The organism is Pectobacterium peruviense (assembly GCF_002847345.1).
Taxonomy (GTDB): Bacteria; Pseudomonadota; Gammaproteobacteria; order Enterobacterales; family Enterobacteriaceae; genus Pectobacterium; species Pectobacterium peruviense.
Genome location: NZ_LXFV01000005.1, coordinates 262,582 through 275,287 on the forward strand (window position 1 = coordinate 262,582; position 12,706 = coordinate 275,287).

18 protein-coding genes are annotated in these 12,706 nt (G+C 51.8%); 12 read left to right on the top strand and 6 right to left on the bottom strand.

What is annotated here, in order from left to right:
* Positions 1-33: 33 nt before the first annotated feature.
* The 6 genes from ibaG to mlaF all read right to left on the bottom strand — a co-directional run bounded on the left by ibaG (position 34) and on the right by mlaF (position 3,542).
* Positions 34-288, bottom strand: coding sequence for a BolA family iron metabolism protein IbaG (gene ibaG, locus A0G03_RS05360; protein ID WP_010280170.1), 255 nt, complete (start codon positions 286-288; stop codon positions 34-36).
* 134 nt (positions 289-422) lie between these two features.
* Complete coding sequence (gene mlaB, locus A0G03_RS05365; protein WP_048258367.1) at positions 423-713, bottom strand: lipid asymmetry maintenance protein MlaB; 291 nt, start codon at positions 711-713, stop codon at positions 423-425.
* A 13-nt stretch (positions 714-726) separates the two neighbouring features.
* Positions 727-1,356 (bottom strand): phospholipid-binding protein MlaC, encoded by a 630-nt coding sequence (mlaC, locus tag A0G03_RS05370; RefSeq protein ID WP_048258366.1) that lies wholly within the window; start codon positions 1,354-1,356, stop codon positions 727-729.
* 12 nt (positions 1,357-1,368) lie between these two features.
* The gene (mlaD, locus tag A0G03_RS05375; RefSeq protein ID WP_048258365.1) at positions 1,369-1,935 is read right to left on the bottom strand and encodes an outer membrane lipid asymmetry maintenance protein MlaD; all 567 of its coding nucleotides are present in this window, start codon (positions 1,933-1,935) and stop codon (positions 1,369-1,371) included.
* Positions 1,936-1,939: 4 nt separating this feature from the next.
* Entirely contained in the window at positions 1,940-2,722 is a 783-nt protein-coding gene (gene mlaE, locus A0G03_RS05380; RefSeq protein WP_048258364.1) for a lipid asymmetry maintenance ABC transporter permease subunit MlaE, read from the bottom strand.
* Positions 2,723-2,729: 7 nt separating this feature from the next.
* On the bottom strand, positions 2,730-3,542 hold the full coding sequence (gene mlaF, locus A0G03_RS05385) for a phospholipid ABC transporter ATP-binding protein MlaF (protein ID WP_048258363.1): 813 nt from the start codon (positions 3,540-3,542) through the stop codon (positions 2,730-2,732).
* A gap of 403 nt (positions 3,543-3,945) precedes the next feature.
* On the opposite strand from mlaF, the gene A0G03_RS05395 reads away from it, so the two are divergent.
* The 12 genes from A0G03_RS05395 to rnk all read left to right on the top strand — a co-directional run bounded on the left by A0G03_RS05395 (position 3,946) and on the right by rnk (position 12,692).
* Positions 3,946-4,911, top strand: a complete 966-nt coding sequence (locus tag A0G03_RS05395; RefSeq protein WP_048258362.1) for a calcium/sodium antiporter — start codon at positions 3,946-3,948, stop codon at positions 4,909-4,911.
* Between the two features lie 61 nt (positions 4,912-4,972).
* The gene (gene kdsD / locus A0G03_RS05400) at positions 4,973-6,010 is read left to right on the top strand and encodes an arabinose-5-phosphate isomerase KdsD (RefSeq protein ID WP_048258361.1); all 1,038 of its coding nucleotides are present in this window, start codon (positions 4,973-4,975) and stop codon (positions 6,008-6,010) included.
* Between the two features lie 19 nt (positions 6,011-6,029).
* On the top strand, positions 6,030-6,596 hold the full coding sequence (gene kdsC, locus A0G03_RS05405) for a 3-deoxy-manno-octulosonate-8-phosphatase KdsC (RefSeq protein WP_048258360.1): 567 nt from the start codon (positions 6,030-6,032) through the stop codon (positions 6,594-6,596).
* Positions 6,593-7,159 carry an LPS export ABC transporter periplasmic protein LptC gene (lptC, locus tag A0G03_RS05410; RefSeq protein ID WP_048258359.1) on the top strand — a complete coding sequence of 189 codons (567 nt, stop codon included), beginning with the start codon at positions 6,593-6,595 and terminating at the stop codon, positions 7,157-7,159. The genes kdsC and lptC overlap by 4 nt, the downstream gene beginning before the upstream one ends.
* Positions 7,140-7,712, top strand: a complete 573-nt coding sequence (lptA, locus tag A0G03_RS05415; protein ID WP_048258358.1) for a lipopolysaccharide ABC transporter substrate-binding protein LptA — start codon at positions 7,140-7,142, stop codon at positions 7,710-7,712. Before lptC ends, lptA begins: the two co-directional genes overlap by 20 nt.
* 3 nt (positions 7,713-7,715) lie before the next feature.
* Positions 7,716-8,441, top strand: a complete 726-nt coding sequence (gene lptB / locus A0G03_RS05420) for an LPS export ABC transporter ATP-binding protein (protein WP_011091922.1) — start codon at positions 7,716-7,718, stop codon at positions 8,439-8,441.
* Between the two features lie 49 nt (positions 8,442-8,490).
* Entirely contained in the window at positions 8,491-9,924 is a 1,434-nt protein-coding gene (rpoN, locus tag A0G03_RS05425; RefSeq protein ID WP_048258357.1) for an RNA polymerase factor sigma-54, read from the top strand.
* 23 nt (positions 9,925-9,947) lie between these two features.
* Complete coding sequence (gene hpf, locus A0G03_RS05430) at positions 9,948-10,235, top strand: ribosome hibernation promoting factor (RefSeq protein ID WP_011091920.1); 288 nt, start codon at positions 9,948-9,950, stop codon at positions 10,233-10,235.
* A gap of 96 nt (positions 10,236-10,331) precedes the next feature.
* A complete protein-coding gene (gene ptsN / locus A0G03_RS05435) occupies positions 10,332-10,805 on the top strand; it encodes a PTS IIA-like nitrogen regulatory protein PtsN (RefSeq protein WP_048258356.1) in 474 nt (157 codons plus the stop codon).
* 160 nt (positions 10,806-10,965) lie between these two features.
* On the top strand, positions 10,966-11,823 hold the full coding sequence (gene rapZ / locus A0G03_RS05440) for an RNase adapter RapZ (protein ID WP_010296630.1): 858 nt from the start codon (positions 10,966-10,968) through the stop codon (positions 11,821-11,823).
* A gap of 31 nt (positions 11,824-11,854) precedes the next feature.
* Positions 11,855-12,127, top strand: a complete 273-nt coding sequence (gene npr / locus A0G03_RS05445) for a PTS phosphocarrier protein NPr (protein WP_011091918.1) — start codon at positions 11,855-11,857, stop codon at positions 12,125-12,127.
* 154 nt (positions 12,128-12,281) lie between these two features.
* Entirely contained in the window at positions 12,282-12,692 is a 411-nt protein-coding gene (gene rnk / locus A0G03_RS05450) for a nucleoside diphosphate kinase regulator (RefSeq protein ID WP_048258355.1), read from the top strand.
* Positions 12,693-12,706 lie beyond the last annotated feature (14 nt).

The following is a 12,706-nucleotide window of genomic DNA, read 5'->3' on the forward strand; positions in this document are numbered from 1 at the left end:
CCAGCAGTTTATTCCCTCTCGTACAGGGAATACTTAGAAGCCGTTCAGTTTACGGTCGCGTTGCCACTCTTCCGGCGTATAGGCCTTGATCGACAATGCATGAATACGGTTATCCGCGATGTACTCCATCAGCGGCGCATAAACAGCCTGCTGTTTTTTTACTCGGCTCATTCCAGCAAAAAGTCCGCCCACTACGATGACTTGAAAATGGCTGCCATCACCAGAAACATGGGCTTCTTCCAGTGCTAATGCGTTCATCAGCACGTCTTTAATTTCGTTATTTTCCATCGCTCTCGATTTCTATGTCAGGGGGAGATGATTTACAGGGAGGTATCTTAGATGAATATGGCGCTATCTTAAACAAAGAATGCGCCCCTTCAGACGATGCCTAAAGGGGCGAATCCGGCAATCAGCATTGCCGTTTAAGACACAGGAATGATTTCATTCAGGTTATAGAGCGCAATGAGCGTTTTTAGCCGATCGCTGGCACCGACAATCGTTATCTCACCGCCTGAAGACGGCTGCTGATAAACATGCATCAGCAATGCCAACCCAGCAGAATCAACACGGTTTAATCCAGACACATCCAGCGTGATTTTACCCGCCAGCAACGATTCACGCTGCTGCCAGAACGGTAACAGCGTTTCACGATCGAGATCGCCCGTTAATGCCAGCGTTGATTCCAGAGCCTGCCAGTTCAATGCGTTCGCCATATTCGTACCCAAATTACTTTTTCTGATCCAACGTGATGGTCTGCTTAGCCGAAGATTCTAGCTGTTGAGTCAGGCCATCAACGCCTTTCTGGCGCAATATTGTCGCCCACTCGTTCTGCTTAGTGGTGATCATACTGACACCTTCGGCAATCATGTCGTACGCCTGCCAGTTACCGGTTTTGCTGTTCTTACGCCATTGGAAATCCAGACGTATAGGAGGACGGCCGCCGTTATCTACGATGGTGACACGAATGGAAACAATGTCGGCATTGCCCAGCGGCTGTTCAGGGGCGATTTGATAGTTCTGCCCGTTATACATCGCCAGAGCCTGACCGTAAGCCTGCTCCAGATAGGCTTCAAACGCTTTGAAATAGGCATCACGCTGTGCTGGCGTCGAATCTTTGTAGTAACGACCGAGAACCAGCGCACCGGCATATCTCACCTGAACATACGGCAGCAGCTCTTCACGCACGACGGTACGCAAATAGTCAGGGTTTTGCTTGATTTTTGGCTGCTCGTTCTTCAAACGATCGAAAGTTTTTTCCGCCGTTTCGTTCATTAAACGATAGGGATTCGTTTGATCCGCCGCGTTGGCTAATGGCGCGACCACCAGTAAAGCCACCATCAGTAAACGTTTAAACATGCAGATATCCTCTTATGGATGTGAAGGAACAGATTCGTTGTTGTGCTCAGGCATGGCCGCAGGATCGGCACCAGGTTCCGTACCCGATTGACCGGCATTATCCTCGCTATTGCCACCGCTCTTATATAGGAATTGCCCGATGAGGTCTTCAAGCACCATGGCCGACTTGGTGTCCTGAATCACACCACCGTCTTTCAGAATCGTCGTGCCCATATCCTCATCTTCAAACCCGATGTTCAATGCCAGATACTGCTCGCCCAGCAAGCCAGAGGTACGAATAGCCAGAGAACTGGTATCGGGAATATGATCGTAACGCTGCTGAATATCCATTGCCACACGCGGAAGGTAGGTTTTCTCGTCCAGCGAGATATCCGCCACGCGGCCAATAACCACGCCACCAATTCGGATCGGAGAACGCGCTTTCAATCCGCCAATGTTGTCAAATGTCGCGTACAGGCGGTACGTTGGCTCACTACCGATCGACTTGAGATCGGCCACTTTCAGACATAAAAAGAGGATGGCAGCCAGCGCGATCAACATAAACACACCAACCCAGACTTCAGTTTTCTTTGTTTGCATCGACTCAGTTCCCAAACATCAGTGCTGTCAGCACAAAATCCAATCCCAGTACCGCTAACGACGAGTGCACGACGGTTCGGGTCGTTGCACGGCTAATCCCCTCAGACGTCGGGATCGCGTCATAGCCGTTAAACAGTGCAATCCAGGTCACGGTAATCGCAAATACGATACTTTTAATCACGCAGTTCAACACATCCTGACGCCAGTCAACCGCGCCCTGCATGGCAGACCAAAAGAACCCGCTGTCAATACCTTTCCAATCCACACCGACCAGCGCGCCTCCCCAGATCCCCACAGCGACAAAAATCACCGCCAGCAGCGGCATGCTGATTAACCCCGCCCAAAAGCGCGGCGCGACAACGCGGCGCAGTGGGTCAACCGCCATCATCTCCATGCTGGAAAGCTGCTCAGTTGCCTTCATCAAGCCGATTTCCGCCGTCAACGCGGAACCGGCACGCCCAGCGAACAGCAGTGCCGTCACCACCGGACCAAGCTCACGCAGCAGCGACAGCGCCACCATCATGCCCAAACTGGCCTCGGCACTGTAAGTCGTCAGGATGAGATAACCCTGTAACCCCAGCACCATGCCGATGAACAGACCGGAAACCATGATGATAAGTAACGACTGCACGCCAACGCTGTAAAGCTGTTTCACCAACAGCGGCCACTGCTTTCTAAATTCGGGTTTACCCACCAGCGCATTAAACAGCATCAGCCCAGCGCGCCCAAACGAGGCACTGGCGGAGATTCCCTGACGTCCTAGCGACGCCAACGTCCGTAATAACATGACTGCGTTAACCCCCTGAGCCTAGCAGCGACGTTTTATAGTCACCAGCAGGAAAACGGAAAGGCACTGGCCCATCGGCGATGCCATCCAGAAACTGACGAACCTGTGGGTCAGTATTTGCCCTGAGCTGATCCGCAGTCCCTTCTGCTATCACCCGTTTGTCGGCCACGATATACGCATAATCGGCGATGCTCATCACCTCCGGTACATCGTGAGAAACCACAATGCAGGTCACACCCAATGCATGGTTTAACTCATCGATGAGCTTCACCAAGGTCCCCAGCGTGATCGGATCCTGCCCCACAAAAGGCTCATCGAACATAATCAGCTGCGGGTCGAGCGCAATGGATCTCGCCAGTGCCGCGCGCCGCGCCATTCCGCCGGAAAGTTCCGCTGGCATCAGCTCGGCAGCTCCACGTAGCCCCACGGCTTCCAACTTCATCATCACAATGCTATGCAGCAGCGATTCCGGTAGTTGGGTATGTTCGCGCAGCGGCCAGGCGACATTATCAAACACGTTCAAATCGGTGAATAGCGCACCAGACTGAAACAACATGCTCATTTTCTTGCGCGCGTTGTACAGTTCGCTGCGCGACAGCACAGGGATATTCTCGCCATCAAACCAAATTTCACCGCTGTCCGGCGATAGTTGCCCGCCAATAAGACGCAGCAACGTGGTTTTACCAATACCGGAAGGCCCCATGATCGCAGTGACCTTGCCTTTAGGTACGTTCAACGTGATGTCTGTAAAAATCTCTCGCTCTCCGCGCCGAAAGCTAAGACCACGGATCTCGACCAGATTAGTTGCCTCATGGTTCATTATTTCCATTCCTTACCAATCAGTACGCTTATAGAGGTCTTTCACTCCAGCCTAACGGCTGGCTTTTATGCAAGTGAGAGTTTTACAAAAACTTACCGTAAGTTCTTGTCCAAAATGGCGGCATAAACCGTTATCGGGTTTTACTTATCGCGACAGGTTTTACTTTTTCGCCAAGCACCGTCAGAATTAGCACTCATCACAGAAAAATGCTTTTTGTGCGAAATTCGTCCAGGAATACTGACTTATTCGACAACAAGCTGGTGATTATACACTAAATAATTCGAGTTGCAGGACGGCGGCGGCGCAGCGAGTCTCTGGGAACTTACACCAGTAAGTGACTGGGGTGAGCAAGAAAAACCAACGCACATGCAGCTTGAAGTATGATCCTATTAAAGGACGCTGCATGCTTTTTGCAACACTACTCTTGTTCGTTGGTTTGCTATTACTGGTCTACGGTGCCGATCGTCTTGTCTATGGCGCTGCCGTGCTTGCGCGTTCTCTTGGCTTACCTCCTTTCGTCATCGGCATCACCATTGTCGGCTTCGGCACCTCGCTACCTGAGCTGATTGTTTCTGTTACCGCCGCCTTAAACGATCAAAACGATATGGCCGTCGGTAATGTTATCGGCTCCAATATCACCAATATTTTACTCATTCTCGGCGGCGCAGCGCTCATTCGTCCACTCACCGTACATTCGGCCATACTGCGCCGGGAATTGCCGCTCATGTTGTCGGTCACTTTATTGTGTGGCGTTTTACTGCATGATAGCTACCTGAGCCGCGCCGACGGCATGATGCTGCTCTTTGCTGCCATTCTGTGTCTGGTGTTGATACTTCGCATGGCACAACAGGCGCAGCGGGAAGGTGGTGATAGCCTGACTCGCGAACAGTTGGCGGAACTTCCACAGGACGACAGTAACCAGATGGTCGCCGTACTGTGGTTGATTCTCGGCATGATTATTTTACCCATGGCGGCCCGTATGGTGGTGGATAACGCGACCGTCATTGCACGTTACTTTGATGTCAGCGAATTGACGATTGGGCTGACGATATTGGCGATTGGCACCAGTCTGCCTGAGCTCGCTACCGCTATCGTCGGGACGTTGAAGAAAGAAGATGATATCGCGCTGGGTAACCTGATTGGCTCGAACATTTTTAATATCGCGATTGTGCTGGGCGTACCCGCGCTGCTTTCGCCGGGCGCGCTAAATCCTCAGATTTTTCAGCGCGACTATTGGGTCATGCTGGCGGCGAGCGTGCTGTTAACTGCACTGTGCCTCAGCAAAAAACGCCGAATAGGACAGGGGGCAGGCGCATTATTATGCTGCGCGTTTATCGCCTACCTTACGGTGCTGTTCTGTTTTTCATAATACGCAGTTCTGTTTCTCACAATATATTGTTCCGTTTTTCATCATAATCAGGACTATTGGTATGTCACAGTTTGAACAAGACGCTCACCTAAAACAGCAGTCTGACCGTGCACTATCCGAACATAGACTACAGCCAGATTTCGACTTCCAGCAGGCGGGTAAGCAAGTATTGAGTATCGAGCGCGATGGGCTTGCGCAGTTAGACCAGTACATTGATGACAATTTTACCCTCGCCTGCAAAAAGATCTTTCACTGCCAGGGAAAAGTCGTGGTAATGGGGATGGGCAAGTCCGGCCATATCGGCTGCAAGATTGCCGCAACCTTCGCCAGCACCGGTACTCCCGCTTTTTTTGTTCATCCAGGCGAAGCCAGCCACGGCGACCTCGGCATGGTGACACCGCACGATATCGTGATCGCCATTTCTAATTCTGGTGAATCGCATGAAATTCTCTCGCTGATTCCCGTTCTGAAACGCCAGAAAGTGTTCCTGATCTGCATGACTAGCGCACCAGACAGTACGATGGGTAAAGCGGCGGATATTCACCTGTGCGTCCATGTCCCACAGGAAGCCTGCCCGCTCGGTCTGGCTCCCACCACCAGCACCACGGCGACGCTGGTCATGGGCGACGCACTAGCCGTAGCCTTGCTACAGGCGCGTGGCTTTACCGCCGAAGATTTCGCCCTTTCTCACCCCGGTGGCGCACTCGGCCGCAAACTTTTACTGCGCGTCAGCGATATCATGCATTCGGGTGACGAGATTCCCCATGTCCCACACGATGCGTCGCTGCGTGATGCGCTGGTGGAAATTACGCGCAAAAATCTGGGTATGACGGTAATCTGCGAGGCGGATATGAAAATTCAGGGCATCTTCACTGATGGTGACCTGCGCCGCATCTTCGACATGAATATAGACTTGAACAGCGCGCGCATTGCTGATGTGATGACCGCAGGCGGCATCCGGGTCGCACCGCAAACGCTGGCGGTGGATGCACTGAACCTGATGCAGTCGCGCCACATCACCTCGGTGCTAGTGGCAGAAAACGATCGTCTGGTCGGTATTGTCCATATGCACGATATGTTGCGGGCTGGCGTGGTTTAAAAAGAAAGGATAATTGTGAATGAGTGAAACCAGGGCGCAAACCGATACCTGTTATGGACCGGTCGATCAGCAGGTACTGGATAAAGCCCGTGAAGTTCGCCTGTTAATCTGCGACGTTGACGGCGTGATGTCCGATGGTCTGATTTACATGGGTAACCACGGTGAAGAGCTGAAAGCCTTTAACGTCCGTGACGGCTATGGCATTCGCTGCTTGCTGACATCTGACATTGAGGTTGCCATCATTACCGGGCGTTCCGCTAAATTGCTGGAAGATCGCTGTAAAACGCTGGGTATTAACCATCTTTATCAGGGGCAATCGGATAAGGTTTTGGCCTTCAACGATCTGTTAGATAAACTGTCCGTAACAGCCAATCAGGTCGCGTATATCGGCGACGACATGATCGACTGGCCAGTGATGGCACAGGTCGGGCTGAGCGTTGCCGTGGCAGATGCACACCCGCTGCTGTTACCGCGCGCAGATTATGTCACCCGCATTGCGGGAGGGCGTGGCGCAGTACGTGAGCTATGTGATTTGATTCTATTTTCGCAGGACAAGCTGGAGCATGCCAAAGGGTTGTCAATATGAGTAAAACCAAGCGTTGGCTGACCGCTTTTCTGGCACTATTGGTGCTTATCCTCATTGGCTGGAATATTGCGGATGACAACACGGTAACGGCACCGGATGCCAACGATCCCGCCGTGCCAGTCTATACCAGCGAAAAGACCAACACGCAGGTATATAGCCCTGCCGGTAAACTGAGCTACAGACTGATTTCGGAAAAAGCAGAATATTTCAACGACGAGCAGTTAAGTTGGTTTACGACCCCTGTTGCCACGCTGTTCAATGAACAGGGCACGGCAACCTGGTCAGTACGCGCCGATCGCGCCAAGCTGACAAAAGACAAGATGCTCTATCTGTACGGCCACGTCGAGGTAAATAGCCTGACGAAGGACGCACAGCTTCAGCGCATCACAACAAATAATGCCCAAGTGAATCTGGTCACGCAGGACGTCTCTTCCGATGATGAAGTCACCCTGTACGGCACCAGCTTTACCTCAAGCGGAATGAAAATGCGCGGAAATCTGCGTAACAAAACGGCCGAGTTGATCGAAAAGGTAAAAACCTCTTATGAAATCCAAAACCAATAACCTGATGCGTAACACCCTGATCGCCAGCTCGCTGTTTGCCGTCAGCGTTTCCGCTTTTGCCGTCACTGGCGATAGCAACCAACCTATTCACATTGATTCAGCACAGCAATCTCTGGACATGCAGGGCAACACGGTGACGTTCACCGGCAACGTTGTCGTCAAGCAAGGGACGATTGAAGTGAAAGCCGACAAGGTCGTCGTGACGCGTCCACAGGGCGCGCAAGGCAGTGAAGTGGTGGAAGGTTACGGTAACCCTGTGACGTTCTACCAGATGCAGGACAACGGCAAACCGGTAAAAGGTCACGCGCAGAAAATCCGCTACGAGCTGGCCACTGACTTTCTGGTGCTGACAGGCAATGCCTATCTGGAACAGCAGGACAGCAATGTAAAAGGCGATCGCATCACTTATCTGGTGAAACAACAGCAGATGGAAGCGACCAGCGACAAAGGAAAACGCGTGACGACGGTGTTAGTCCCCTCTCAGCTTCAGGAGAAAGAGAACAAGAACCAGCCTTCTCGTTCTCAACAACCGCAACCACGGGTCACTGAATAAGTTATGGCAACATTAACCGCAGAAAATCTGGCCAAGGCGTACAAAGGCCGTAAGGTCGTGGAAAACGTCAGCCTCACCGTCAATTCCGGTGAAATCGTCGGCCTGCTCGGGCCGAACGGGGCAGGTAAAACGACCACGTTCTACATGGTCGTCGGCATCGTCCCGCGTGATGAAGGCCGCATCGTCATTGACGACGATGACATCAGCCTGCTTCCCCTGCACGAACGTGCCCTGCGTGGCATCGGTTATTTGCCGCAGGAAGCCTCTATTTTCCGTCGCTTAAGCGTCTATGACAATCTGATGGCGGTGTTACAGATCCGTAAAGATCTGACGACCGAGCAGCAGGAAGATCGTGCTAATGAACTGATGGAAGAATTCCATATTATTCATTTGCGCGATAGTCTGGGACAATCGCTGTCCGGTGGGGAAAGACGCCGCGTAGAGATTGCGCGCGCGCTGGCAGCAAATCCGAAATTCATCCTGCTGGATGAACCGTTTGCGGGCGTAGACCCGATCTCCGTACTGGATATTAAAAAAATCATTGAGCATCTGCGTGACAGCGGGCTTGGCGTGTTGATTACCGATCATAACGTCCGCGAAACGCTTGATGTCTGTGAACGAGCCTATATCGTGAGTCAGGGAAACCTGATCGCCCACGGTTCACCGACCGAAATTTTGGCCGATGAACAGGTGAAACGCGTCTATCTGGGCGAAGGCTTCCGACTCTGATAGGGTAATATTTTCTCTTTGCAGTACTTATGGGACGTTAGCGCGATTTATGAAGCAAGGTTTGCAACTCAGGCTTAGCCAGCAACTGGCCATGACTCCACAGCTCCAACAGGCGATCCGCCTGTTGCAACTGTCCACGCTTGAATTGCAACAGGAGATTCAACTGGCGCTGGAAAGCAATCCGTTGCTCGAACAAACGGATCAGCACGACGAAATCGAGTCATTTGAAAAGGCAGATAGCGATTCACTGGATACCGGTGAAGCCCTTGAGCAAAGGGACATGCCGGAAGAATTGCCGCTCGATGCCACCTGGGATGAGATCTACTCCGCAGGGACACCGTCGGGCACTGGCACTGACTATCGCGATGAAGAACTTCCTATTTATCAAGGTGAAACCACGCAGACACTTCAGGATTACCTGATGTGGCAGGTTGAACTGACGCCGTTTTCAGATACCGATGCAGCCATCGCGACCTCGATTGTCGATGCCGTGGACAATACTGGCTACCTGACCGTGCCGCTGGGAGACATTCTTGAAAGCATCGGTGACGATGAGGTGACGCTGGAAGAAGTCGAAGCTGTGCTTAAGCGCGTTCAACGCTTCGATCCCGTTGGCGTCGCCGCCCGCGATCTGCGTGATTGTTTGCTGGTACAGCTTTCCCAATTTGATGACAGCACACCACGTCTGGCCGAAGCTCGCCTGATCGTCAGCGATCATCTCGATCTATTAGCCAACCATGATTTCCGTAGCCTGATCCGCGTTACTCGTCTGAAAGAAGAGGTGCTGAAAGAAGCGCTGGCGCTGATCCAATCGCTCGATCCACGTCCTGGGCAGTCGATCAACACGGGTGAATCCGAATACGTGATCCCTGATGTGCTAGTGCGCAAAGTTCAGGGCGTCTGGGCCGTTGAACTGAATACTGACAGCGTTCCCCGCTTGCAGATTAATCAGCAATACGCGGCGTTGGGTAACAGCTCGCGCAACGACAGCGACGGCCAATTTATTCGTAGCAACCTGCAAGAAGCGCGTTGGCTCATCAAAAGCCTGGAAAGTCGCAATGACACGCTGCTGAAAGTAACCCGCTGTATCGTCGAGCAACAGCAGGATTTCTTCGAGCAGGGTGAAGAATTCATGAAGCCCATGGTACTGGCAGACATCGCGCAGGCGGTGGATATGCATGAATCCACTATCTCACGCGTGACGACACAGAAGTTCCTGCACAGTCCACGCGGCATTTTTGAGCTAAAATATTTCTTCTCTAGCCACGTAAATACCGATAGCGGCGGAGAAGCCTCATCAACGGCAATTCGCGCGCTGGTGAAGAAGCTTATTGCAGCGGAAAACCCCGTGAAGCCACTCAGCGATAGCAAGCTTACTGCCTTGCTTTCCGAGCAGGGCATCATCGTGGCGCGCCGTACCGTTGCAAAATACCGAGAGTCTTTATCTATCCCACCATCAAATCAGCGTAAACAACTGATTTGATCTCAACAGAGAAGGAAGACACTATGCAGCTCAACATTACCGGACACCACATCGAGATCACTGAACCGCTGCGTGATTTTGTGAATGGAAAATTTGCCAAATTAGAGCAGTATTTTGACCGGATTAATCAGGTCAATGTGGTATTGAGAGTGGAAAAAGTTCAGCAAATTGCCGAGGCCACGCTCCACGTTAATGGTGGGGAGCTGCATGCAACCTCTGAAGCGGAAGATATGTATGCCGCGATAGATTTATTGATTGATAAGCTGGCGAGACAGCTTAATAAGCATAAAGATAAACTTAAGCAGCACTAATTTTCTCCTTTGCCGTTTGGTAAAGGAACAAACTCGGCCCATCGAACAGGTGGGTCGGGATCACCAGAAGTGAAAGCGTCGTTAAGTGAAAATAAAATGAGCCACGATCCCGTATTGCAACTCAGCACCGTTTTACGTCCTGAGTGCACCCGAAGCACCGTCCACTGCCAGAGTAAGAAACGGGCATTGGAAATTATCAGTGAGCTGGCCGCTAAGCAGCTCAATATTCCTTCACAGATTATCTTCGATGCCATTCTCACCCGGGAACGTATGGGCAGTACGGGAATCGGCGGCGGCATTGCCATTCCTCACGGTAAGCTGGAAGACGATAATGCGCTGGGCGCCATCGGTGTTTTCATTCAGTTAGAGCAACCGATCGCTTTCGATGCCATTGATAATCAGGCCGTTGATCTGCTTTTTGCCTTGCTGGTTCCCGCGGAACAATGTAAAACCCATTTACATACCCTGTCGCTTGTTGCCAAGCGGCTGGCGGATAAAACGGTTTGCCGACGCCTGCGTGCGGCGCAAAGCGATGAAGAGCTGTACCAGATTATGACGGAAGCCGGTTGAACCGGATAATCGTCATATTCACGATGACGGGCAATTCGCTGTAGAGTCAGAGAATGCTTGCAATCCGTGCGCTAAGCCGTCATTTTTTTAGCTATACATCACTTTATAAAAACAGCGGCAATGAAAATTCGCCATCACATTGCCAGAGGGGAGTCGTCAGATGGTGCTGATGATTGTCAGTGGTCGCTCAGGTTCAGGGAAATCTGTCGCCCTGCGCGCATTGGAAGATATGGGGTTCTACTGCGTAGATAATCTACCCGTGGTGCTACTGCCAGAACTGGCTAATACGCTTGCGGCACGTAACATTTCCGCAGCGGTCAGCATTGACGTGCGCAATATGCCGGAATCGCCGGAAATCTTTGAGCACGCCATGGAGCAACTGCCACCAAGTTTCTCACCTCAACTACTGTTTCTGGATGCCGATCGCAATACGTTGATCCGTCGTTACAGTGACACCCGTCGTCTACACCCGCTATCCAGCAAGAATCTGTCGCTGGAAAGCGCGATTGATGAAGAAAGTGATCTGTTGGAACCGCTGCGTTCGCGCGCCGATCTGATTATCGACACCTCAGAGATGTCAGTACACGAACTGGCCGAAATGCTGCGTACGCGACTACTCGGCAAGCGAGAGCGTGAACTCACCATGGTGTTCGAATCGTTCGGCTTCAAGCATGGCATTCCTATCGATGCCGATTACGTCTTTGACGTGCGCTTCCTGCCAAACCCGCACTGGGATCCGAAACTGCGCCCGATGACGGGTCTGGATAAGCCCGTTGCGTCCTTCCTCGACCGACATACCGAAGTTCACAATTTCATCTACCAGACTCGCAGCTATCTCGAACTGTGGCTGCCGATGCTGGAAACCAATAACCGTAGCTATCTGACTGTCGCTATTGGCTGTACTGGCGGTAAACACCGTTCGGTGTATGTCGCTGAGCAGTTGGCTGACTACTTCCGCTCACGCGGTAAAAACGTGCAGTCACGCCACCGTACGCTGGAAAAGCGGAAACCCTCGTGATAGTCGGCAAACCAGCACAGCCAGGTAACCCATGACAGTTCGGCAAACGGTTGAAATTAAAAACAAGCTGGGTATGCATGCCCGCCCAGCGATGAAGTTGTTTGAGCTGGTGCAGAGCTTTGATGCGGAAGTGATACTGCGTAATGACAGCGGCACCGAAGCGGAAGCTAGCAGCGTCATTGCCATGCTGATGCTGGACTCGGCCAAAGGTCGCCTCATCGAAGTAGAAGCCACTGGTCAAGACGAAGAACAGGCGCTTGCTGCCGTCATCGGGCTATTCGAAGCGGGGTTCGACGAAGACTAGCTATTTCCTTAGCAGGCTATCTGTAGACCTTAGTGCTTCACTTTCCCTTCCGAACCTCCTACTATCCCTAATATCATATTTTCTTATACCCCCTGCTCCTCTGGGCGCGGGGGGTTATTTTTATATCATCTGAAAACATCAACTGGAGAGGAGTATGACGAAACCTAACCTGACAATCAGTGAATTGGATGCAGAACGTCTGGATAAGTTATTGGAGCAGCCCGCCTTTGCGGACAGCGATATCGCACAGGCGTTGAATGAAGAACTGGATCGCGCAGAAATTCTGCCTTCAGCATCGATTCCCTCACATGTCGTCACCATGAATAGTCGGGTGCGTTTCCGCGATCTGAATACCAACGAAGAGCATATCCGCACGCTGGTTTATCCATCTGCAGTGAAGGACAGTAAAGAACCGCTGTCGGTGATGGCTCCGCTGGGCGCAGCACTATTGGGAATGCATGTGGGAAACGCTATCACCTGGCAACTGCCAAACGGTGAAGAAACGCGAATTGAAGTATTAGAACTACTCTATCAGCCAGAAGCCGCAGGCGAGTACCACCGCTAAGCCAGAGAAATGCG

Excerpts from the sequence above, each read along its gene's own strand:
- ibaG (WP_010280170.1), bottom strand. The coding sequence starts at position 288 with ATGGAAAATAACGAAATTAAAGACGTGCTGATGAACGCATTAGCACTG.
- A0G03_RS05395 (WP_048258362.1), top strand. The coding sequence starts at position 3,946 with ATGCTTTTTGCAACACTACTCTTGTTCGTTGGTTTGCTATTACTGGTC.
- lptC (WP_048258359.1), top strand. The coding sequence starts at position 6,593 with ATGAGTAAAACCAAGCGTTGGCTGACCGCTTTTCTGGCACTATTGGTG.
- lptA (WP_048258358.1), top strand. The coding sequence starts at position 7,140 with ATGAAATCCAAAACCAATAACCTGATGCGTAACACCCTGATCGCCAGC.
- kdsC (WP_048258360.1), top strand. The coding sequence starts at position 6,030 with ATGAGTGAAACCAGGGCGCAAACCGATACCTGTTATGGACCGGTCGAT.
- kdsD (WP_048258361.1), top strand. The coding sequence starts at position 4,973 with ATGTCACAGTTTGAACAAGACGCTCACCTAAAACAGCAGTCTGACCGT.
- mlaD (WP_048258365.1), bottom strand. The coding sequence starts at position 1,935 with ATGCAAACAAAGAAAACTGAAGTCTGGGTTGGTGTGTTTATGTTGATC.
- ptsN (WP_048258356.1), top strand. The coding sequence starts at position 10,332 with ATGAGCCACGATCCCGTATTGCAACTCAGCACCGTTTTACGTCCTGAG.
- npr (WP_011091918.1), top strand. The coding sequence starts at position 11,855 with ATGACAGTTCGGCAAACGGTTGAAATTAAAAACAAGCTGGGTATGCAT.
- mlaF (WP_048258363.1), bottom strand. The coding sequence starts at position 3,542 with ATGAACCATGAGGCAACTAATCTGGTCGAGATCCGTGGTCTTAGCTTT.
- hpf (WP_011091920.1), top strand. The coding sequence starts at position 9,948 with ATGCAGCTCAACATTACCGGACACCACATCGAGATCACTGAACCGCTG.
- lptB (WP_011091922.1), top strand. The coding sequence starts at position 7,716 with ATGGCAACATTAACCGCAGAAAATCTGGCCAAGGCGTACAAAGGCCGT.
- rpoN (WP_048258357.1), top strand. The coding sequence starts at position 8,491 with ATGAAGCAAGGTTTGCAACTCAGGCTTAGCCAGCAACTGGCCATGACT.
- mlaB (WP_048258367.1), bottom strand. The coding sequence starts at position 713 with ATGGCGAACGCATTGAACTGGCAGGCTCTGGAATCAACGCTGGCATTA.
- rnk (WP_048258355.1), top strand. The coding sequence starts at position 12,282 with ATGACGAAACCTAACCTGACAATCAGTGAATTGGATGCAGAACGTCTG.
- mlaE (WP_048258364.1), bottom strand. The coding sequence starts at position 2,722 with ATGTTATTACGGACGTTGGCGTCGCTAGGACGTCAGGGAATCTCCGCC.
- rapZ (WP_010296630.1), top strand. The coding sequence starts at position 10,966 with ATGGTGCTGATGATTGTCAGTGGTCGCTCAGGTTCAGGGAAATCTGTC.
- mlaC (WP_048258366.1), bottom strand. The coding sequence starts at position 1,356 with ATGTTTAAACGTTTACTGATGGTGGCTTTACTGGTGGTCGCGCCATTA.